We start from the raw sequence: 21,503 nt of genomic DNA, 5'->3' as shown, positions 1-21,503 counted from the left end.
GTTCGGTTGAATGGGGTCGATTGTAGCCGCTCGCACACCGGCTGCGAAAACGCCGGACTCCGGCCACGTCATTGCGAGGAGCCGAGGGCTCCGCGCAATGACCGGTATGGCCTACACCGCTTGGGCGCGGATCAGGTCGACCCGGGTGCGCACATACAGGTAGTACAGCACCGGGATGATCACCAGCGTCAGCAGCGTGGAGACGAACACGCCGAAGATCAGCGAGATCGCCAGGCCGGAGAAGATCGGGTCGTCGAGAATAAACCCGGCCCCAACCATCGCCGCCAGGCCGGTCAGCACGATTGGCTTGGCGCGCACCGCGCCGGCGTGCACCACCGCCTCGATCACATCCACGCCGCGGCGAATCTCCTCGTTGATGAAGTCCACCAGCAGGATGGAGTTGCGCACGATGATCCCGGCCAGCGCGATCATCCCGATCATCGAGGTTGCGGTGAACTTGGCGTCCATGAAGAAGGCATCCATGAAGGCATGCCCCGGCATCACCCCGATCACGGTCAGCGGGATCGGCGCCATGATGATCAACGGCACCATGTACGAGCGGAACTGCGCCACCACCAGCAGGTAGATCAGGAGCAGCCCCACCGAGTAGGCGATCCCCATGTCGCGGAAGGTCTCGTAGGTCACCTGCCACTCGCCGTCCCACTTCAGCGAGAAGTTGTAGGGATTGTCCGGCTGACTGATGAACAGCTGCTCCAGCGGCTCGTCGTAGGCCATGGGCTGGTCGCGCAGGCCGAAGAACATGTCGAACATGCCGTACAGCGGGCTATCCAGCCCACCGGCCAGATCACCCATCACGTAGACCACCGGCAGCAGGTTCTTGTGGTGGATGGAGTGCTCGAGGCTCGAGTCGACCACGTTGACCACCTCGGACAGCGGCACCAGCGTGCCGTCGCGCGAGCGCACCTTGAGCCCGAGCACCGGGTCCAGACTGCCCTTCTCGGCCTGATCGAACTCCAGCCGCACGGGGACCGCATATTTCACGTTGGAGCCGTAGAGATACGTCACGTCCTCGCCCGACAGCGAGGTCGAGATCGCCTGCACCACCGCCTGCTGTGACACACCCAGGCGCGCGGCCCGTTCGCGGTCGACCTGCAGGATCTTCTTCTGCCCCGGATACTCGACCGAATCATCGATGTCGGTGATGTCGCCGGTGTTCTCGAAGCGCTCGCGCACCTGCCGGGCGATCTCGATCTGGCCGTCATAGTCCGGGCCGTAGATCTCGGCGACGATCGGCGACATCACCGGCGGACCCGGTGGAACCTCGACCACCTTGACCGCCGCGCCATGCCGATCGGCGATCGCGTTGATCGCCTCGCGCACGCCCAGGGCCACCGCGTGGCTCTTGCGATCGCGCTCGTACGAGCCGACCAGGTTCACCTGAATGTCGCCGACGTGCGAACCCTCGCGCAGGTAGTACTGACGCACCAGGCCGTTGAAGTTGATCGGCGCCGCGGTGCCCGCGTAGGTCTGCACGTTGTGCACCTCGGGGACCGTCTTCAGGTAGTCGCCCATCTCCGCCAGCACGCGGGAGGTGCGCTCCAGACTGGTACCTTCCGGCATATCCAGCACCACCTGGAACTCCGACTTGTCGTCGAACGGCAGCATCTTCATGACCACCAGCTGGAAGTACGCCAGCGACACCGAGGCCAGGATCAGCACCAGGGTGCCCAACCACAGCGCGAGGCGAGCAGTCTTCTTGCGTCCGCCAGTACCAAGGAAGGGCAGCAGCAGGGTGTTGAAGATCTTCATCAGCCCGGCCGAGGCGCTCTCGTTCTCCGCGCTGTGGCCGCCGCTGGCGGGCGCCGCGTGCTCGTGCTTCTCGGCCTGCCGACGCAGGACCTTGTAGGTCAGCCAGGGCGTGACCACGTAGGCCACCGCCAGCGAGATGATCATCCCCATCGAGGCGTTGATCGGGATCGGACTCATGTACGGGCCCATCAGCCCGGTCACGAAGGCCATCGGCAGCAGCGCGGCGATCACCGCAAAGGTCGCGAGGATCGTCGGTCCGCCCACCTCGTCCACCGCGAGCGGAATCGCCTCGATGAACTTCTTGCCGCCCTTGGCCATGTGCCGGTGGATGTTCTCGACCACGACGATGGCGTCATCCACCAGGATCCCGATGGAGAAGATCAGCGCGAACAGCGACACGCGGTTGAGGGTGAAGCCGTAGGCCCAGGAGGCGAACAGCGTGATCGCCAGGGTGATCACCACCGCCACGCCAACGATAAACGCCTCGCGCCAGCCAAGCGCGATCCACACCAGAATAACCACCGAGGCGGTCGCCAGGATCAGCTTCTGGATCAGCGTGTTGGCCTTGTCGTCCGCGGTCTGCCCGTAATTGCGGGTAATGGTCGTCTCGATGCCGTCCGGGATGTAGGTCCCGCGCAACTGCTCCAGGCGTTCGACCAGGGCATCGGCAATATCCGGGGCATTGGTGCCCGGCTGCTTGGCGATCGCCACCGTGACCGCCGGATGGCTATCCCCCAGGCGCGCGCGGTCCCCCGCGGCGGCGCCATGGGCAAAGCGCACATGCTCCGTGGCATAGGCCGGACCCTGTACCACCTCGGCAACATCCGACAGGTAGACCGGGCGATCCTCGTGCATCCCGACCACCAGGCTGGCGAACGCCTCGGGCTCGGTGATGAAGTCACCCGCCTGGATCAGGATTTCCTCGTCGTCGTGGTACAGCTGCCCGGCGTCACGCGAGAAGTTGGAGGCCTGCAGGCTGTCGCGCAGGTCGTCCACCGACAGGTTGTGGGCCGCCAGGGTCTCCGGCTTGAAGCGCACATGCACCACGTGATCGGGCCCACCGACGGTATAGATGTCGCGGGTGCCCGGTACGCGCTTGAGCTCGGCCTCGATGCCGTGCGCCACGCGCAGCAGGTCATGTCCGCCGCGCTCGGGGTCCTCGGTCCACAGGGTCACGTTGACGATCGGCACGTCGTCGATCCCCATCGGCTTGATGATCGGCTCGCCGACCCCCAGACCCGGCGGCAGCCAGTCCTGGTTGGAGAACACCTGGTTGTACAGGCGCACCAGGGCCGCGGTGCGATCCTCGCCGACCTCGAACTGGATGGTGATCTGCGCCATGTTCGGGCGCGAGACGGAATAGATGTCGTCGATGCCCTCGATCTCCGAGAGCACCTGTTCGGCCGGCGTGGCCACCAGCTGGGCCACCTCCTGCGCGCTCGCCCCCGGGAACGGGATGAACACATCGGCCATGGTCACGTTGATCTGCGGCTCTTCCTCGCGCGGCGTGACCAGGATCGCGAACAACCCCAGCAGCAGACCGATCAGGGCCAGCAGCGGCGTGATCTGGGTGGTCAGGAAGGCCTTGGCAATGCGCCCGGAGATCCCCATGCGCTCGGACGCCCCCTCCGTGCCGGCATCGCTCATCGGTTCACCTGCTGATGTTCCTTCAGATAGATCTGCGCATGCACCGGATCCAGCGCCACGCGTTCATCGTCGTCCAGACCGCCGAGGATCTCGATCATGCCGTCATGCTGGCGCCCGACCCGCACCTGGCGGAACGCGACCCGATCGTCCTCATCGACGACGTACACGGCGATAACCTCGCTGCGATAGACCACGGCCTCCACCGGCACCAGCAGGCGTTCAACGTCCTCCACCACGAAGGCGGTCTTCACGAACATGCCGGGGAACAGGCCCAGATCCTGCTGCTCCGGCAGGTTCACGCGAATCCGGAAGGTGGAGCTGGCCGGATCGGCATAGGGGAAGATGGTCAGACTCTCGGCCGCCACCCGGTCCCCGTTCAGCAGGACCTCGGCACTGCGCCGCTCGCGCACGTTGTGGATCAAGCGCTGCGGCACATCCACGGCAACGCGCAGTTGATCCAGGCTGATCCCGGACAACAGCGGTGAGCCCGGGCTGACCGACTCGCCGACCTCGACATGACGCTCGGTGACGATCCCGGAATACGGCGCATACACCTCGGTGTAGCCGAGCTGCTCGCGGGCCTCCTCGACCCGACCCTCGGCCGAGCGCAGGCGGGCACGCGCCGACCCTAGCGCGGCCTCGGCGCGGTCGAACTCGGAGCGCGAGACCACCCCCCGCTCGAACACATCCTCAATCCGGGCGAACTCCGAACGCGCCTCGTTGAAGCGGGCGCGGGCGTCGGCCAGATCCCCCTCCGCCTGGCTCACACGGGCCTGCTGCTCGGTATCGCTGACCCGAACCAGGAGCTCGTCGACCTCGACGAAGTCATCCACGTCCACGTAGATCTCGCGGACGCGCCCGGACGTCTGGGCGGAGATCGTGGACCGCTGCACCGCCTCGACGCGGCCATCCAGGATGCGTTCCTGGGCAATCGTCTGGCGTTCCGCGGTGGCCGTGTCGAACGGCAGCTCCGCCTGGGCCGCAAACGGCAACAGCAGCAGGGCCCACAGGGTGTGGCGCATCCGGATTCGTGTCATGGGGTCTTTCCTTGCTTGGTGAGGTCGCCGGGGATGGGCCGTCTCGCACTCGTCCCGGCTCCATATATTAGCTTTTTCTAATTTATTATTTCCTGATGCTGAACGCAATCCGGGCGCATCCTCCCGCGACCGGTCCGCTCCCTCGCAGCGAGTATAGCCACCCTGACAAGGGTTTCACCCACCCCGGCGACTCGCCGGGACGCTGCAGCGCACCCGCGCTCCCCGTATCATGGCGACCGATCCGGGAACCACACAAGATCTGGAGGACGCCATGCCGCTGCTGCGAGTCGAGACCAATACCGCCCTGCCGGACGATGCCACCGGCCTCAGCCAGCGCCTGTCCGCGCAGGTCGCCGACTGGCTAGGCAAGCCCGAGGGCTACGTGATGGTGGCCTGCACGCATAATCCGGCCATGTGCTTTGGCGGCAGTACCGATGCGCTCGCCTACTGCGAGCTCAAGAGCATCGGCCTGCCCGAGGGCCTGACCCGCGAGCTGTCGCGCAAGCTGTGCGACGCCCTGCAGGCAGAGCTGGGTATCGAACCCGCCCGCGTGTACATCGAATTCGCCGACGCCCCGCGCCACTTCTGGGGCACCAACGGCACCACGTTCTGAACCCTTTCCAGCCATCAACCACGGACTGCCCCCGATGCGCGTCTCGCAATTCCCGCTGAACACCCTGAAGGAAACCCCGGCCGACGCCGAGATCATCTCCCATCAGCTGATGCTGCGTGCCGGCTACATCCGCCGGCTGGCCTCCGGGCTGTACACCTGGCTGCCACTGGGGCTGCGCGTGCTGCGCCGGGTCGAGGGCATCGTGCGCGAGGAGATGAACCGCGCCGGCGCGCTGGAGGTACTGATGCCGGCGGTGCAGCCTGCCGAGCTGTGGCAGGAATCCGGCCGCTGGGACTTCTACGGCGCCGAGCTGCTGCGCCTGAAGGACCGCCACGACCGCGACTTCTGCTTCGGCCCGACCCACGAGGAGGTCATCACCGACCTGGTACGCCGCGAGGTCCGCAGCTACCGCCAGCTGCCGATCAACTACTACCAGATCCAGACCAAGTTCCGCGACGAACGCCGCCCGCGCTTCGGGATCATGCGCGCGCGGGAATTCCTGATGAAGGACGCCTACTCGTTCCATATCGACAACGCCTCGCTGGCCGAGACCTACCGCCAGATGCACGCCGCCTACACCCGCATCTTCGAACGCTGCGGGCTAGACTTCCGCGCGGTGGAGGCCGACACCGGCGCCATCGGCGGCAATGCCTCGCACGAATTCCACGTCCTCGCCAGCTCCGGCGAGGACGCCATCGCCTTCTCCCCGGCCGGCTTCGCCGCCAACGTCGAACTGGCCCCCTGCCCGAAGCCAGACCCGGCCCCGGCACCCGGCGCGGAGATGGCGAAGATCGCCACGCCCGACGTGCACACCATTGACGAACTGGCGGGGTTCCTGAACATCCCGACCGAGCAGACGGTAAAGACCCTGGTGGTCGCCGCCTCCGACGAGATCGACGCCGACCTGGTCGCCATCGTGTTGCGCGGCGACCACGAGCTGAATGCGGTCAAGGCCGAGAAGCACCCGTGGATCGCGGAGCCGCTGCGCATGGCCGAGGCGGCCGAGATCCGCACCGCGTTCGGCGCCGACCCCGGCTCGCTGGGCCCGGTGGGCAGCCCGATCCCGGTGCTGGCCGACCAGGCGATGCTGGGCATGGCCGACTTCGTGGTCGGCGCCAACGAGGACGGCCATCACCTGACCGGCGTGAACTGGGGCCGTGACCTGCCGCAGCCGGAAACCGCCGACCTGCGCAACATCACCGAGGGCGAACCGGCCCCCGACGGCTCTGGTCCCATCGAGATCCGTCGCGGCATCGAGGTCGGCCACATCTTCCAGCTCGGCGACAAGTATTCCCAGGCCCTGGGCGCCCGGGTACTGGACGAGGACGGCCGCGAACAGGTCGTGACCATGGGCTGCTATGGCATCGGCGTCTCGCGCGTCGTGGCGGCGGCCATCGAGCAGAACTCCGACGAGCGCGGCATCTGCTGGCCCACCGCCATCGCGCCCTTCGATATCGCGTTGTGCCCAATCGGCGCGAAGAAATCCCAGCGCGTGCGCGAGGCAGCAGAGAAGCTCCACGACGACCTGCAGGCGGCCGGCTTCGAGGTCCTGCTGGACGACCGCGGACAGCGCCCTGGCGTGATGTTCGCCGACATGGAGCTGATCGGCATCCCGCACCGCATCGTCATCGGCGAGCGCGGCCTGGACGCCGGCGAACTCGAATACCAGGACCGCCGCGACCCCGAGGCCGAACACCTGCCACTCGACAACCTGATCGACGCCCTGCGCGAACGCCTGCGGGGCTAGGGTCGGCCAAAAATACGTGGGCCTTGCGGACTATTAACGCACCGCGTTAATGTCAATGCATGATCAGGAGCTACCGTGGCAAGGAAGCCGAACGCGTGGCGCAGGGCGAGTCATGTCGCCGAATACCGGCCGATATCGTACGCCGCGCGCGGATGCGGCTGGCCCGCATCCATGCCGCCACCCAACTGGACGACCTGAAGGTTCCGCCGTCGCACCACCTGGAACGGCTCAAGGGAAACCGGGGGGGCCAGTACAGCATCCGCATCAACGCGCAATGGCGGATCTGTTTTGAATGGCACGACGGTCATGCATACAACGTCGAGATCGTGGACTATCACCGATAGGCGGGACGCTGGAGGCGACCATGAATCATGAAAATTCGCATAACCCGATCCATCCAGGGGACCACTTGGCCGAATTCCTGGAAGAGACAGGGATCAGCCAATACCGCCTGGCGCTGGATATCAGCGTCCCACCCCGCCGGATCAACGAGATCGTTCGCGGCAAGCGCGCCATCACCGCCGACACAGCCCTTCGTCTGGGCCGATACTTCGGCACCTCGCCCGAGTTCTGGATGAATCTTCAGGACCACTACGAGCTGGCGTGCGCTCAACAGGCGCTGGGCAATCGGCTCGACCAGGAAGTTCGCCCGCACGTCGCCTGAGCGAAGGTAGCGGCCGCGCCATGCACTCCCATGAAACATTGAACAGGAACCGCGTCGTGCGCGGCGGTCGCTAACTGCAGTGGAAAACATAAGCTTCACGCTGGAGATGGGGATCGTGTTCGGCCTGCTGGGGCTGACGATCCTGCTGTTCGTGACCGAGGTGATCCGGATCGACCTCGCGGCGCTGAGTGTGCTGTTCCTGCTGGGGATGGTCGCGCTGGTGCCGGGGGTCGCGCCGATCGTCGAGGGCGAGGCGCTCTTCTCCGGCTTTGCCTCGAACGCGGTCATCGCGATCATCGCGGTGATGATCATCGGCACGGGGCTGGACCGCTCCGGAGTGATGAACCGCCTGGCGGACCTGATCCTGCGGTTTGGCGGGAAGACGGAACGCCGGGTGATGGCGACCACCTCGGGCGCCGTGGGCATCGTGACCAGCTTCATGCAGAACATCGGCGCAGCCGCGCTGTTCATGCCGGTGATCAACCGCATTGGTGCCGCCGCCCGCATCCCGCGCTCGCGCCTGCTGATGCCGATGGGTTTTGCCGCGATCGTCGGGGGCACACTCACGCTGGTCGCCTCCAGCCCGTTGATCCTGCTCAACGACCTGCTGCCCGGGGATGTCGAGGGCTTTGGCCTCTTCGACGTGACGCCCATCGGGCTGGCTCTGCTGGCCACCCTGATCCTGTACTTCGCGGTGCTCGGGAAATGGGTTCTGCCCGCCCGCGATCCGCAGACGGAAGACCCGGACGAGAGCCGGGTGCAAACCACCTCCGCCTGGTTCCGCGAGGTCTATGGCATGGACTTCGGCGTGCGCGAGGCGCGCCTGGGCGAGGACAGCTCGCTGGCCGGACGCACGGTGGGCGATTTCGAAGCGGCCTTTGGCGTACACGTCGTCGGCGTGACCAGCGATGACGAGACCCGCATCGAGCCCAACCGCGACGTGGAACTGAAGCGCGGGGCGCACCTGGCCATCCTCGGACCGGTCACCACCATCGAGAAGACCTGCGACAGTACCGGGACCGTCCTCAAGGACGAGCTGGATGTGTTTGCGCGCGTGCTGTCGGCCCGCCATGGCGGGATCGCCGAGGTCATCGTGCCGCCCGGCTCGGAGCTGATCGGACAGACCGTGCGCGACAAGGGCATGCGCCGCACCTACGGCATCTCGGTCCTGCGCATCCAGCGCGGCGACGACCTGATCATAGAAGAGGTCCCGGACACCCCGCTGAAGGCCGGTGACACGCTGGTGGTGCATACCCCATGGGAACACCTGCAGGCGCTGGAGGACAACCGCGACTTCGTGGTGGTGACCAGCCGCTATCCGCGGCGCAAGCAGGAGGCCTCGAAGACCCACCGGCCGCTGGCTGCGCTCGGGTCGCTCGCGCTGGGGCTGGGGCTCGTGCTGTTCACCGACCTGCCGCTGGCGCTGGCCCTGCTGGGCGGCGCACTGGGGATGATTTTCAGCGGCGTCATCAGCATGGACGAGGCCTATCGCGGCATCAGCTGGAAGACGGTGTTTCTGCTGGCCTCGCTGATCCCGCTGGGGCTTGCGGTGGAGAACTCCGGCGCCGGGGAGTGGATCGCGACCAACGGCATGCAGCAGCTGGAGGGGATGCCGGTCTGGGTATTGCAGGTCGCGGTCTTCCTGTTGACCACCTTCTTCACGCTGGTGATGTCGAATGTCGGCGCCACCGTGCTGCTGGTGCCGCTGGCGGTCAGCTTCGCGAGCGTCGCCCAGGGCATGGGCATCGACGCCGATCCGCGGGTCTTTGCACTGATCGTCGCGATCGCCGCCTCCAACTCGTTCATCCTGCCCACCCACCAGGTCAACGCCCTGATCATGGACCCCGGCGGCTACCGCGTGGCCGACTACCTGCGCGCCGGCTCCCTGATGACCGTGCTCTTCATGGTCGTCTCGCTGCTCGTGATCAACCTGATCTTCTGAGCCCGGTTCAGCCCCGATACAGCCTGGACGGAGAGACTGGCGGCAGCGCCCCTGCACCGGAACCCGATATGGCCGAAACCCTTCATCGAATGCTCCCCTTGGCAGCCGCATCCATGGTGCTGCTTCTGGCCGCCTGCAGCCCGCGGATCTACGGGGTAAGCGAGGAACAGTGGGGCACGATGGGCGAGGCCGAGCGTGTCGAGGCCATCCGCGCCTGGGAGTCGGTGCAGAAGGCGCGCGAGGCGCGCCTGCAGGCGGAGGCCGAGCAAGAGGCGGCGCTGGCGGCCGAACGGGCGGCGCAGGTCGCCGCGATCCGCAGCGGCGATGCGGGACTGCCGGGGGACCTGATCCGCGTCAGCCTGCGCGGCGGGACCCTGAGCATCGGCGGTCGCGAACAGGCGCTGGAGCCGACAAGCTTTACCCTTGCCAATGGCGAGACCCGCAGCATCGAGGTCCACGCCGAGCGCTATCGCAGCGAGCTCGACGTCGCCTATGAAGACGGCCTCTTGCTGATCGACCTGCCGCGCCATTCCCGCACCGGGGCCGCACGCGTCGCCTGGGACGGCGACTGGATGCAGGGGGCCGAGTCCCGCATTCGTTCGGACGGGCCACACCGGCTGCGCGACGTGCGTGCCTTCGTCCAGGTCATTCCGCCACCGGGCCGCCCGCTGCGGCGCTACTGACGCGCCATCGGGTCAACCGGTGGAGAAGTCTCCCGGCGCCGGGTCGGGCGGCGGCAACTCCTCGGCCTCAACCGCGTCGACCCGCGCCATACGCGGGCCGTCCGCCAGCCACTCCTCCAGCGCGTCCAGTGCCTTGCGCGGACCCACGGCCAGCACCTCGACGCTGCCGTCCGGTTCGTTGCGGGCATAACCGGTCAGGTGCAGGCGTTGCGCCTCGTCGCGGGTGGACGCGCGGAAGAACACGCCCTGTACCTGGCCGCTCACACGCCAGCGGCGGGCATGGTTATCATTGGTCTCCGTCATTTGTCGTCCTCCGGAGTGGATTCATGTCCGATGCCCCTACGCTGTACCACAACCCGCGCTGCAGCAAGTCGCGTGCGACCCTGGCGCTGCTGCGCGAACAGGGCGTGGAACCGCAGATCGTCGAATACCTGAAGACCCCGCCGGACGCGGCCACCCTGCGCGCGATCGTGGACAAGCTCGGCATTGCGCCACGCGACCTTCTGCGCACCGGCGAGGCGGAGTACCGCGAGCTGGGCCTGAAGGATGCCGAGATGGACGACGAGGCGCTGATCCAGACCATGGTCCAGCACCCGAAACTGATCGAGCGCCCCATCCTCGTCCACGGCGACGTCGCCCGTATCGGGCGCCCGCCGGAACAGGTCCTGGAGATCCTGTCGTGAGCGCCGCCCCCGAGATCCTCGTGCTGTACTACAGCCGTTATGGGGCGACGGCAGAACTGGCCCGCCACGTGGCCAGTGGCGTGGAGCGCGCCGGTGCGGTCGCCCGCGTGCGCACCGTACCGCCGGTGAGCACCAACATCACCGGCGACGCCCCGGCGGTCCCCGCCGACGGCCCGCCCTACGCGGAGACCCGCGACCTCGAAGAATGCGCCGGGCTGGTGATGGGGTCGCCCACTCGCTTCGGCAACATGGCCGCGCCGCTGAAACACTTCCTTGATGGCACCAGCGGTCTCTGGGCGAGCGGCGGGCTGGTGGATCGGCCGTTCGGGCTGTTCACCAGCACGGCTACCCAGCATGGCGGGCAGGAGACCACCCTGCTGACGATGGCCATGCCGCTGATCCACCAGGGGATGCTGTGGGTGGGCTTGCCCTACACCGTGCCGGAACTGAGCACCACCACGAGCGGCGGCTCGCCCTATGGCGCCAGCCACGTCGCGGGGGGGCAGGGCGAACACCCGGTCACGCGCGACGAGCAGCGCATTGCCGGCGCGCTGGGCGAACGCGTCGGCCGCATTGCCCTGCGGCTCCAGGCCGGAGACGACGCATGATCCTCGCGGCCCGCGCGCTGGCGCTGATCGCCTACTTCGGCCTGCTGGGCGTGATCCTGATCTGGACGACCTGGATCGACCCGCCGGAGATCGTGCCGATCGCCGTGGCGCTGGTCGTGCTGGTCCTGCCGCTGATGTTCCCGCTGCGCGGCATGCTGCACGGACGCCGCTACACCCACGCCTGGTCCAGCCTGCTGGCGCTGGCCTACATCACCCTCGGTATCACGCTGGCCGCCGCGGCGGACGCCCGACTCTACGGCGTGCTGATGACCACCGCCAGCCTCGCCTGGTTCGCCGGCTGCCTGCTCTACGTCAAGCTGGACGCCCGCCGCGCCCGTCAGATGGCTTCCTGACTTTTCCATCCACCACGAAGCGCACGCAGAAGGGCAAGGGCGTCTCACAGGAAATAAGGCGGTTCTGGATGGGGCGCCGCGGGCGCAAGGACCTTCAGGGCTGCCGCCTCCGTTGCCGGTCATCCCGGCGGCCGGAGCGCAGCGCAGAGCCGGGATCTCCGGCGCAGGACAACCAGATCCCGGATCACCGCTGCGCGGTGTCCGGGATGACGGACATGGGCGGGGCACTGCACACCGCGATGGCGTTCCGGGCGATCGACTCCAAGCAATAATTCCGTTCTTCTGCCCTTCCCTTCTGCCTGTGAATCGCCCTTGCCCTTCTGCGTGCGCTTCGGGGTGACGATCAGAAACGCGCGAGCTGGTCGCGGACGAAGGGGATGGTCAGGCGCCGCTGCTCGGCCAGGGCGGCCAGGTCCAGGCGGTCCAGCAGCTCCAGTAGCGCCACCAGGTCGCGGCGGTAGTGGCGCAGCAGGTATTCGGCCACCGCCTCCGGCAGCTCCAGCCCGCGCAGCACCGCGCGCTGGGCGAGGATGCGTTTGAGATCCTCCTCCTCCGGCGCCTGTATGCGGAACACCGGCCCCCAGGCGAGGCGCGAGGTCAGATCCGGCAGGCGACTGCCCAGCCCGTCCGGCGCGTGCGCGGCCGCCAGCAGCACCCGGCAGCCGCCATCGCGAAGTCGATTCAGCAGCCCGAACAGGGCCTCGTCCCAATCGCCCTGCCCGACCACCGCGTCGAGATCGTCCAGCGCAACCAGGCGGGCCCGCTCCAGCCCATCCAGCACCGCCAGCGGCGGCGCGGTCACCAGTTCGGCCAGCGGCAGATAGGCCACGGGTTCGCCGCGTTCGTGGCCCTGATGGCAGGCGGCCTGCAGCAGATGGGTCTTGCCCAGGCCCGCCGGGCCGTGCAACAGGATCTGTGGCTCGGTTATCCCGGTCCCGATCGAGAGGGCCTCCACCGCGTCCCGCGCGAGGCGGTTGCCGCCCGGATAGAAGCTGGCAAAGCGCGAGGCGTCGCGCAGGCGCAAATCCAGCGGGAGCTGGCGCTGCGGCGCAGCATTGCCGCCCTGCCGCCCCGTCGTCATGAGCCTCCGCCCCCTGTATCCGCATCCGCGGGCGCATCCCCCGCATTCAGCCGCCGGTAGTGCGCCAGGGTATGGCGCACACCCACGGCCAGGACCGCCGCCACCGGCAACGCCAGCAGCACGCCGAAGAACCCGAACAGCTGGCCGCCCGCCAGTACGGCAAAGATCACCGCGACCGGGTGCAGCCCGGTACGGTCCCCCACCAGCCAGGGCGTCAGGACCATGGACTCCAGCACCTGGGCAATGGCGAAGATCACCAGCACGATCAGCAGCAGGCTCCAGCCGTCGCCCTGCACCAGCGCCGCGGCGGTGGCCAGCAACACGCCAACGATCACGCCGACGTAGGGAATGAAGCTCACCAGCCCCGCGATCAGGCCGATCGCCAGCCCCATCTCCACGCCCACCACGGTCAAGGTGACGGCGTAGAACAGGCCAAGCGCCAGCATCACCAGCAACTGCCCGCGCAGGAAGGCCCCCAGGGTCTCGTCCGACTCCGCGGCGAAGGTCAGCACCGCCGGGCGCCAGGCCTGCGGCAGTAGATCCCGCAGGCCGTCCAGCAGCCGCGGCCAGTCGCGCAGCAGATAGAAGCTCACCACCGGGATCAGCACCACGTTAAGCACCCCCAGCACCAGCGCGCCGGTCGAGCTGCCGATCCATTGCAGCACGCCCCCGGCCAGCCCGCCGGCCTCGCGCCAGTGGTCGGCCACCAGCCCCTGCAGCGCGCTGGCATCCAGCGGCGGCAGGGAATCCCCGGCCAGATCCTCCAGCCGCGGGCGCACCTGATCGTCGAACCAGCCGAGGATTTGCGGCATCGCCAGCGTAAGCCGCTCGAACTGGGCGATCGCCAGCGGGATCAGGATCAGGATCAGCGCCGCCAACCCCAGCATCACCAGCAGGAAGATCACCACGGTCGCCAGGGTGCGCGAGCGCCCCGTGCGCGCAACCAGCCGGGTCACCAGCGGGTTGAACAGGTAGCCGATCAGCAGGGCTGCGACGAAGGGCGTGAGGATGGGCGCCAGCAGGTACAGCGCTCCGCCAAGGACCAGCAGCCCAACCAGGGCAGCCAGAGGGGCGGCCGAAAGCGGCCAGACATGGTCGCGGGTATCCGGATTCATGGCGTCCTCCCCGAGGTCCCTGCCGGATTCGTGTGTCCGTGCAGGTGACGCCAGGCATAAAACCCCCATTGCACGGTATAGGCCAGCCCGCTGGCCACGGTGGTGAAGGCCACGACGATCACCAGCAGTTGCACCCAGATCGGATCCAGCGCCAGCAGACCGACCTTCACGATGGCGACCAGTACCAGCGTGATCTGCAAAAAGGTGTTCACCTTGCTGATCAGCAGCGGCCGGATGGCCAGCGGGCCCACGAACACCCGATACAACGCGGAGCCCACGGTCAGCCAGACATCCCGCCCGACCACCAGCACCAGCAGCCACAACGGCAGTAGCCCGGACAGCGTCACCGCGACGTAGACCCCCAGCATCAGCAGCTTGTCCGCCGCCGGGTCCAGCCAGGCCCCGAGCCGCGTGTGCCAGCCGTAGCGCCGCACCAGCCAGCCATCCAGGGCATCACTCAGCCCGGCGATCGTCAGCAGCACCACCGCCACCACGTAGTACTCCAGCGCCAGCAACCACACGATCGGCGGAATCAGCGCGATCCGGCCAATGGTGACGGCGTTGGGGATCTGGTGGCGAGGGAACATTCGATGAAAGTGGGCGCGAACCGAGACCGGCGCGGATTAGCGCCGGTCCAGCCAGGCATCGGCACCGGCGGCGTCCTCGGGCGTCTCGGCCCGCGCGAAGCCGGAGCCACGCAGCAGATCGATCAGATCGTCCTGCTCGAGTCCAGTACGGACCTGCAGCACCACGCTATCGCCGGCCAGGGAATCCAGGCGCGCGGTCTCCACCGCCTGCAACCGCGTCAGCTCGGCGCGCAGGCGCTCGAAGGCCCCATAGCCCTGAACCCCGGCAAAGCCCAGACGCAGCCATTCCGGCTCGGCCGCCACCCGCGCCAGGCGTTCGGCCACCTGATCCAGCCCTCGCGCCACCGCGTCGTGCGCCGCAGTACCGGGATCCTCCCCGCTCGCCGCGCTGCGATATTCGCGGCCATCGTGCACGGCAATCGCCCGCGCCTCCGCCCCGCTCGTGGTCTCGCGCACATGCAGCAGCACGACGCCATCGGCGTCGTAGCGACGCGCCGCCTCCACCAGCGGCTCGGTCACGCCGCCGACAATGTCGGACGGCTGGGCCGCGCGGCGGTCCTGAAGGTCGCCCAGGGGGAACAAAAGCGGCATGTCGCGCGCCGCGGCCAGATCCCCCAGCGCGGAGAGAATGCCCGGACCGTCCACGGCATCCCCGAGCAGTTCGCGCTGCCCGCCCCGCTCGTGGACGGCCCACACCAGCAGCCCCGGACGCTCCCCGAGCACGGATGGCACCCCGGCATCGCGCAGCGCGGTGCGCAGACGGAAGCGGTCGAACTCCAGGCGGTAGGAATCGTCCTCGACCTGCTGCCGGCGTTCCAGGGCCGCGATCCAGCCCGCGTCGTCACGGGCGTCCAGCAACGCCTCGACCAGTTCCAGTACCGGCTCCGAGCGCAGCCCGGCCAGACGCACCAGCGCCTGTTCCAGGCCCTGCTCCAGGGCCGTGGACTCGTCCTCGGCCGTGACCGTCACCACCACCGGGCCACCGGCTGCGGCCGCCGGGGTCAGCACGAGGAGGAAAAGACCCAGCAGCATAGCCAGGCGCGAATGCGTTCGGGGGTGCGGTGACATGGTTGCGTTCAATTGTTCGACAAGCGCCACAAAATACCACAGGCCACCGCGCCGAAGTCCCTGAGGAAAGCGGCCAAATGCGGCCCGGGCCGGACCGTCTTCTTTGCACGCCCGCACCCGGCTCGCTACCATGCCGGGTTCTGCGAGACCGCCGCAGCGCGCGGTCATCAAACATCGGGGAACCCATGTCCGAATCCCGTTCAGGCCTGACCTACCGCGAGGCCGGTGTCGACATCGAGGCCGGTGCCGAACTGGTCGAACGCATCAAGCCGCACGCGGCGCGCACCCGGCGTCCCGGCGTCATGGCCGGACTGGGGGGCTTCGGCGCCCTGTTCGAGCTGCCGATGGATCGCTACAAGCAGCCGGTTCTGGTCTCCGGCACCGACGGCGTCGGCACCAAGCTGCGCCTGGCCCAGGAGACCGGTCGTCACGACAGCATCGGCATCGACCTGGTCGCGATGTGCGTGAACGACATCGTGGTCCAGGGCGCCGAGCCGCTGTTTTTCCTCGACTACTACGCCACCGGCCACCTGGACGTGGACATCGCCGCCGACGTCGGCGGCGAGACGGCCGAGATGCCCGGGATGTACCAGGGCGAGGACTACGACGTGGCCGGCTTCGCGGTCGGGATCGCCGAGAAGGCCGCCCTGATCGACGGCAGCCGGGTCACCGCGGGCGATGTGGTCCTGGGCCTGGAGGCCAGCGGGCCCCACTCCAACGGCTATTCCCTGATCCGCCGCGTGCTGGAACACTCCGGCGCCGGCCTGGACGCCCCGTTGCCGGGCGCCGACGGGGTCTCCCTCGGCGAGGCGCTGATGGCCCCCACCCGGATCTACGTACGCCCGCTGCTGGAGCTGCTGCAGCAGTTCCCGGTGCACGCGATGGCGCATATCACCGGCGGTGGTCTGACCGAGAATATTCCGCGCGTGCTGCCGGATACCCTGGGGGCGCGCATCGACCCGGACAGCTGGGCGCGCCCGCCGGTGTTCCAGTGGCTGCAGCAGGCCGGCGACATCGCCGACGAGGAGATGCTGCGCACCTTCAATTGCGGCATCGGCATGACCGTGATCCTCCCCGAGGACCGGGTCGAGGCCGCCAGCTCGCAGCTGGCCCGCGCCGGCATCCGCAGCTGGCCGATCGGCGTGATCCAGGAACGCGAGGACTACCAGCCAAGCGTCTCCTACGCCGCCGCATGAGCGTCCCCGCCGGGCAATCGGCCGCGACCCCGAAGCGCCTGGTGGTGCTGATCTCCGGGCGTGGCAGCAACCTCGGCGCACTGATCGAGGCCTGCGAGCAGGACCGCATCCCGGCGCAGGTCGTCGGCGTCATCAGCAACCGCCCGGATGCCGCCGGGCTGGGCTTTGCCGAACAGCATCACATCCCGCACCGGGTACTGAACCACCGCGACTACCCCTCGCGCGAGGCCTTTGACGCCGACCTGGCCACCGCCATCGAGGACTATGCCCCCGACCTGGTCATCCTGGCCGGCTTCATGCGCATCCTGACCCCCGGTTTTGTGGACCGCTTCACCGGTCGGATGCTGAACATTCACCCGTCGCTGTTGCCGAAGTACCGTGGTCTGGATACCCATGCCCGCGCCCTGGCCGATGGCGAGCCCGAACACGGCGCCAGCGTTCACTTTGTCACCCCGGAGCTGGACGGCGGCCCGGTCATCATGCAGGCCCGCGTGCCGGTCGACCCCAACGACACGCCCGACACCCTGGCCGCCCGCGTGCAACGGGCCGAGCACCGGCTGTACCCCGAGGCCGTGCGCCGGGTGTGTTCAGGTGAAATTCAGTGGTCCGGGCGGATCCTGCAGGCCGACGGCTCGCCGCTTGAGGCGCCGCTGCAACTCGACGAGGACACCCACGATGTTTCAGGCCCTGACGCCCGGAGCCGCCCACCGCACCCGGTCGGCTAGAACCCCCATGTTCCGACTCGCAATCGCCCTGCTGCTGGCACTGCTGGCCGCCCCCGCGGCTGCGGAGCGCGACCTGAGCCCGATCCCGCCGTACACCGCCAGTTACGAGGCGAACGCCATGGGCAACACGCTCAAGGCGCGCATCACCCTCAATCACGAAGACGTGCAGACCCGCATGGCGATGGACGCCCATGTCTCCGGCTTTCTGCGCATCCTCGGGCGTTTCGAGCTGAGCCGCGAGGCCCTGATGAACAACCGAAACGGCGATTTGCAGCTGGTGCAATCGCGCAGCCAGCAGATCACCCCGCGCCGCGAGCGCAAGGTCGAGACCCGCTTCGACTGGGAGACCAACCGCGCGATCGGCACCATCAACGGCGAACGCTTCGATCTCAAGGTGCCGCCGCAGACCCTGGACTTCCTGGGCTCGCTGTACCTGATGATGCAACGCCTGGAGAGTGGCGAGCTGTCCAGCGAAGGCGACCGCGAAACCATCCAGGCCCTGGAACGCGACCGCCTGCGCGAATACCGCTTCGAATACGCCGGGCGCGAGACCATGGACTCCCCGATCGGCCGGGTCGAGACCATCCGCATCGATCGCCGCACGGACGACAGCGATGTCGCCCTGTCCGCCTGGTTCGCCCGCGAGCTGCGCCATGTGCCGGTGCGCTTCGACTACGAGGCCGACGGCCGCGTGTTCGAGCTGAACCTCACGCAGCTGGAATGGCACGACCCGATCATTGATCTGACCGACGAGTAACCACCATGAGCGAAACCTTTGACCTGGCCATCATCGGCAGTGGCCCCGGGGGCTATCGTGCCGCCGTCCTGGGCGCCCTGCGCGGACTGAACGTCGTCATCATCGAAAAGGCCGACTGGGGCGGCTGCTGCCTCAACCGCGGCTGCGTGCCCAAGAAGGACTGGTACCACACCGCACGCACGGTTGCCGCCCAGCGCCACTTCGAGGCACGTGGCATCAGCGGCCGCCTCAGCGCCGACATGGGCAAGGCCTGGGACCATCAAAAGGACGTGGTGACCGAGGTGCGCAACTCCTACCTCGGCTACATGAAGCACCTGAAGATCCAGTACCGCCACGGAGCCGCGAGCTTCCGCGACGCCGAGACCCTGGAGGTCGTGACCGACGATGGCACCGAGACCGTGCAGGCCCGGCACACCATCATCGCCACCGGTGCCACCGCCAGCGTGCCCGCGCCCTTCGAGGCGGCGCCCGGCCGCGTCCTCACCACCGACATGCTGTTCGACGACAAGCCGCCGGCCGGTCAGCGCGTCGCCATCATCGGCTCCGGCGTGGTCGCCACCGAGTTCGCCTGGATCTTTCACCACCTCGGCAAGGACGTCACCTGGCTGAGCCGCTCGAAGCCGCTGTCCGGCCAGAAATTCAGCCCCCAGGCCCTGGGCACGCTGAAGGAATGCCTGGCCGAGGACGGCGTCGAGCCCACCCGCGTCAAGGGCTACGAGAAGGTCGAGATGTCCGACGACGGCGTCACCATCACCGACAGCGAAGGCAACACCTTCGAGGTCGACTGGGTCCTGCTCGGCACCGGACGCACCCCGCACACCGAAGGCCTGAACCTGGATGCGATCGGGGTGAAGACCGACCGCCGCGGCTTCGTCCAGCGCCGCCCCACCCTGCAGACCGACGTCGACAACATCTACGTCATCGGCGATGTCGCCAGCGAGTGGCAGACCGCCAACCACGCCCTGGCCGACGCGACCATCGCGGTCGAGAACATCCAGAACGGCAACACCCGCGAACAGGACGAGCGCTTCGTCCCGATCGCGATCTACTCGGCCGTCGAGATGGCGCGTCTGGGCATGGACGAGGACGACGCCGAGGACGATGAACTGGAACCCGCGGTCGGCTTCGCCGCCTTCGAGACCTCCCCGCGCGCCCTGGGCCAGGACGAGCCCGAGGGCTTCGTGCGCCTGATCGGCGACATGGATACCGGGGCCCTGCTGGGCGGCGAGGTGATCGGCGCCGAAGCCGGCGAGCTGATCCACATCCTGTCGCTGGCCCCGAACCGCGACACCGCGCTGGCCTGGATCGCCAAGGGCCAATGGAACCACCCGACCCGCGCCGAGGAGTTCCTCAACGCCACCGAGACCCTCGCATCCAAGTGGAACCTCAAGTCCGAGATCTTCGGTCTCTGACCCGGCCTTAAGCCACCCGGAAGTCCTGGGCTAGCGTTCAGCCCGGGTACGTTTGGCGGCCAGGAGCTCGGTATCCGCGCGGTGGACGAGGTGCTCGAGATGGGTGTCGTCGGCGAGAAAGCCGGCCGCGCCGACACTGATGGAGATGTCCGCCCGTTCCTGCACCCGCGCCTGCAGGCGCTCGGCCATCCGTCGGGCATCCGCCAACGGGGTATGCGGAAGCAGGACGACGAATTCGTCCCCGCCATAGCGTCCGAGGAGGTCCGCGTCGCGCAGGGTTGCCTGCGCGGTCGCGGTGACCCGCTTCAGCATGGCGTCGCCGGCCGCGTGTCCCACTTCGTCGTTGATCCGCTTGAAGCCGTCGAGATCGAACATCAACAGCGAAAGGGGGCTGCCGTGGCGGCGGGCGCGCTCCATCTCGCTCTCGGCCCGTGCCTGAAAGTGCCGGCGATTGCCAACCCCGGTGAGGGGGTCGCAGGACGCGAGCTTTTCCAGCCGCCGATTGGCCTCCTCGAACTCGCGGTTGGCCTGGTTCAGGGCCTGCGTGCGCTCCTCGACCACGGCCTCCAGGTTGTGGCTGTAGCGCTCCAGATCCTCACGCGCCAGGCGCAACTCGGTGACATCCTGGGAAATTCCGAACAAGTGCGTGATCGCGCCCTGCGTGTCATGCACGGGCAACAGCAGGGTGAGCCAGTGCCCTTCCTTTTCGACTCCATCGCCGTCGCGAAAGGCCGCATGTTCCTCGTAGCGCAGGGGCGCATCCTGGCGCAGGCAGTCGCGGTAATGTGCGACCACCTGCTCCGCGACCGGCCACGGCAGGATGTCGTGCAAGCGCCGGCCGGTACAATCCTGCGCGAACAGCTGTTCCATCTTCGCGTTGGATGCCTCGACCACGAAATCCGGGCCTTCGACCCGAATCAGGAACATGTTCTCCGGGAAGTGCTGCCAGATCTCCGCGAGCACGCTGGTCTGCGCCAATTCGTGCAGAAATCCTTCCCTCGCCGTTCTATCGTCCGTCATCGAATACCCTTCTGGTACGCCGGGGACACGCGGCCCCACATACGCGGTCGCCCTCGAATCGATCTGTCGTGCTGACAAGGCGTGGTGAGCTCAGTGTAGCCGAGCTTTCGTCGCGAACCGCAACGCCGTCAGTGGGAACATTGGCCGAAGCCTGGCATTCAATGACTTGCGGCGTTGATGCCCCGCGTTCCTCGACCCGGAGTTACGTACCATGGGTGGCAACGGGCCGGTAGAACCGCGTCCACCCTGCGCCACACATGGAGCGCCGACGCGAGCGTGGACAAGGGCCAGCGTCGCCCTAACGCATGTACCCTAGCCCTCCTGCTGTTGCAGACGGACGATTTCGGCATCGGCCATCGGGACGACGCTCGCGAAGCCGTGGAAGTCCCCCGGGGCGTAGCCGCGACGAGCCGCGCCGGCCTGGCAGATGCGATATTCGATCACGCCATTCAGGGTCAGCCCGCGGGCACGCGTCATCAGCTGTTCGTGCGCGGGGAAATGCTCGCGCGCGAACAGCTCCAGCGCTCCGCCATGGACCACCAGGACGATGTGGCTGTCGAAGGGGTCGTCCTCGACCATCCGGCTCAGGTAGGCCGCGTGGTCGAGCACGTTCTGCAGGCCCTCGGGTGTCCCGGCGGTCACGTCGTACACGGCCCGCAGACCCTGGTAGCCCTGTTCCACCGGTGCAGCCGCGCCCCAGGGGGCTGGAGTCTCCCCTGCCTGAGCCATGACGACGGGCCCGGTCGCGAACCCCATCATCCATCCGGCGAGCAGGAGTGCCCGCCACCGGCGCTG

The 21,503-nt window shown here is 67.8% G+C and carries 21 protein-coding genes and 1 pseudogene; 13 read left to right on the top strand and 9 right to left on the bottom strand.

What is annotated here, in order from left to right; translation table 11 throughout:
* Positions 1 to 111: 111 nt before the first annotated feature.
* Positions 112 to 3,417, bottom strand: coding sequence for an efflux RND transporter permease subunit (locus B0684_RS07295; protein WP_018168494.1), 3,306 nt, complete (start codon positions 3,415 to 3,417; stop codon positions 112 to 114).
* Positions 3,414 to 4,439, bottom strand: coding sequence for an efflux RND transporter periplasmic adaptor subunit (locus B0684_RS07290; protein WP_018168493.1), 1,026 nt, complete (start codon positions 4,437 to 4,439; stop codon positions 3,414 to 3,416). The genes B0684_RS07295 and B0684_RS07290 overlap by 4 nt, the downstream gene beginning before the upstream one ends.
* 286 nt (positions 4,440 to 4,725) lie before the next feature.
* Between B0684_RS07290 and B0684_RS07285 the strand changes: the two genes are divergently transcribed.
* The 6 genes from B0684_RS07285 (at position 4,726) to B0684_RS07260 (ending at position 10,103) form a co-directional block, all read left to right on the top strand.
* Positions 4,726 to 5,067 (top strand): phenylpyruvate tautomerase MIF-related protein, encoded by a 342-nt coding sequence (locus B0684_RS07285; RefSeq protein ID WP_018649775.1) that lies wholly within the window; start codon positions 4,726 to 4,728, stop codon positions 5,065 to 5,067.
* A gap of 34 nt (positions 5,068 to 5,101) precedes the next feature.
* Positions 5,102 to 6,814 (top strand): proline--tRNA ligase, encoded by a 1,713-nt coding sequence (locus B0684_RS07280; RefSeq protein WP_018649774.1) that lies wholly within the window; start codon positions 5,102 to 5,104, stop codon positions 6,812 to 6,814.
* 59 nt (positions 6,815 to 6,873) lie between these two features.
* The gene (locus B0684_RS07275; RefSeq protein ID WP_018649773.1) at positions 6,874 to 7,158 is read left to right on the top strand and encodes a type II toxin-antitoxin system RelE/ParE family toxin; all 285 of its coding nucleotides are present in this window, start codon (positions 6,874 to 6,876) and stop codon (positions 7,156 to 7,158) included.
* Between the two features lie 20 nt (positions 7,159 to 7,178).
* Positions 7,179 to 7,478: a HigA family addiction module antitoxin gene (locus B0684_RS07270; protein WP_018649772.1), complete on the top strand. Its 300-nt coding sequence runs from the start codon at positions 7,179 to 7,181 to the stop codon at positions 7,476 to 7,478.
* Positions 7,479 to 7,557: 79 nt separating this feature from the next.
* Entirely contained in the window at positions 7,558 to 9,420 is a 1,863-nt protein-coding gene (locus B0684_RS07265) for an SLC13 family permease (protein WP_018649771.1), read from the top strand.
* A gap of 68 nt (positions 9,421 to 9,488) precedes the next feature.
* Complete coding sequence (locus B0684_RS07260; protein ID WP_026313019.1) at positions 9,489 to 10,103, top strand: hypothetical protein; 615 nt, start codon at positions 9,489 to 9,491, stop codon at positions 10,101 to 10,103.
* A 12-nt stretch (positions 10,104 to 10,115) separates the two neighbouring features.
* Here the strand turns inward: B0684_RS07260 and B0684_RS07255 are convergent, their stop codons facing one another.
* Complete coding sequence (locus tag B0684_RS07255; protein ID WP_018649769.1) at positions 10,116 to 10,406, bottom strand: acylphosphatase; 291 nt, start codon at positions 10,404 to 10,406, stop codon at positions 10,116 to 10,118.
* A gap of 23 nt (positions 10,407 to 10,429) precedes the next feature.
* Between B0684_RS07255 and arsC the strand changes: the two genes are divergently transcribed.
* From arsC to B0684_RS07240, 3 genes are read left to right on the top strand one after another with little or no spacing between them, the layout of a single operon-like run.
* Complete coding sequence (arsC, locus tag B0684_RS07250) at positions 10,430 to 10,786, top strand: arsenate reductase (glutaredoxin) (RefSeq protein WP_018649768.1); 357 nt, start codon at positions 10,430 to 10,432, stop codon at positions 10,784 to 10,786.
* A complete protein-coding gene (gene wrbA, locus B0684_RS07245; RefSeq protein ID WP_018649767.1) occupies positions 10,783 to 11,394 on the top strand; it encodes an NAD(P)H:quinone oxidoreductase in 612 nt (203 codons plus the stop codon). Before arsC ends, wrbA begins: the two co-directional genes overlap by 4 nt.
* Positions 11,391 to 11,747, top strand: coding sequence for a DUF2069 domain-containing protein (locus B0684_RS07240; RefSeq protein ID WP_018143910.1), 357 nt, complete (start codon positions 11,391 to 11,393; stop codon positions 11,745 to 11,747). The genes wrbA and B0684_RS07240 overlap by 4 nt, the downstream gene beginning before the upstream one ends.
* Positions 11,748 to 12,090: 343 nt before the next feature.
* On the opposite strand, the gene hda is transcribed toward B0684_RS07240, so the two are convergent.
* Genes hda through B0684_RS07215 form a run of 4 tightly spaced genes read right to left on the bottom strand, consistent with a single transcriptional unit; the run spans position 12,091 to position 15,598 of the window.
* Positions 12,091 to 12,828, bottom strand: coding sequence for a DnaA regulatory inactivator Hda (gene hda, locus B0684_RS07230; RefSeq protein WP_018168485.1), 738 nt, complete (start codon positions 12,826 to 12,828; stop codon positions 12,091 to 12,093).
* Complete coding sequence (locus tag B0684_RS07225; protein WP_018168484.1) at positions 12,825 to 13,943, bottom strand: AI-2E family transporter; 1,119 nt, start codon at positions 13,941 to 13,943, stop codon at positions 12,825 to 12,827. Before B0684_RS07225 ends, hda begins: the two co-directional genes overlap by 4 nt.
* Positions 13,940 to 14,530, bottom strand: a complete 591-nt coding sequence (locus B0684_RS07220; RefSeq protein WP_018168483.1) for a CDP-alcohol phosphatidyltransferase family protein — start codon at positions 14,528 to 14,530, stop codon at positions 13,940 to 13,942. The genes B0684_RS07225 and B0684_RS07220 overlap by 4 nt, the downstream gene beginning before the upstream one ends.
* Positions 14,531 to 14,566: 36 nt before the next feature.
* Complete coding sequence (locus tag B0684_RS07215; protein WP_026313018.1) at positions 14,567 to 15,598, bottom strand: DUF2066 domain-containing protein; 1,032 nt, start codon at positions 15,596 to 15,598, stop codon at positions 14,567 to 14,569.
* Between the two features lie 185 nt (positions 15,599 to 15,783).
* Between B0684_RS07215 and purM the strand changes: the two genes are divergently transcribed.
* The 4 genes from purM to B0684_RS07195 are packed head-to-tail and all read left to right on the top strand — an operon-like array spanning position 15,784 to position 19,688.
* Complete coding sequence (gene purM / locus B0684_RS07210; RefSeq protein ID WP_077277001.1) at positions 15,784 to 16,794, top strand: phosphoribosylformylglycinamidine cyclo-ligase; 1,011 nt, start codon at positions 15,784 to 15,786, stop codon at positions 16,792 to 16,794.
* Complete coding sequence (gene purN, locus B0684_RS07205) at positions 16,791 to 17,519, top strand: phosphoribosylglycinamide formyltransferase (protein ID WP_018649763.1); 729 nt, start codon at positions 16,791 to 16,793, stop codon at positions 17,517 to 17,519. The genes purM and purN overlap by 4 nt, the downstream gene beginning before the upstream one ends.
* A 7-nt stretch (positions 17,520 to 17,526) precedes the next feature.
* Positions 17,527 to 18,276 carry a DUF3108 domain-containing protein gene (locus B0684_RS07200; RefSeq protein ID WP_018649762.1) on the top strand — a complete coding sequence of 250 codons (750 nt, stop codon included), beginning with the start codon at positions 17,527 to 17,529 and terminating at the stop codon, positions 18,274 to 18,276.
* A 5-nt stretch (positions 18,277 to 18,281) separates the two neighbouring features.
* Complete coding sequence (locus tag B0684_RS07195) at positions 18,282 to 19,688, top strand: dihydrolipoyl dehydrogenase family protein (protein ID WP_018649761.1); 1,407 nt, start codon at positions 18,282 to 18,284, stop codon at positions 19,686 to 19,688.
* A gap of 30 nt (positions 19,689 to 19,718) precedes the next feature.
* On the opposite strand, the gene B0684_RS07190 is transcribed toward B0684_RS07195, so the two are convergent.
* The gene (locus B0684_RS07190; RefSeq protein WP_051080697.1) at positions 19,719 to 20,708 is read right to left on the bottom strand and encodes a GGDEF domain-containing protein; all 990 of its coding nucleotides are present in this window, start codon (positions 20,706 to 20,708) and stop codon (positions 19,719 to 19,721) included.
* Between the two features lie 298 nt (positions 20,709 to 21,006).
* Positions 21,007 to 21,464 (bottom strand): annotated as a pseudogene (locus B0684_RS07185) (DsrE family protein).
* Between the last annotated feature and the right edge of the window lie 39 nt (positions 21,465 to 21,503).

It is taken from the genome of Thioalkalivibrio versutus, from assembly GCF_001999325.1.
GTDB lineage: Bacteria > Pseudomonadota > Gammaproteobacteria > Ectothiorhodospirales > Ectothiorhodospiraceae > Thioalkalivibrio > Thioalkalivibrio versutus.
Note: the sequence above shows the minus strand (reverse complement) of the source record. Positions and strands in the feature narration are given on the sequence as shown.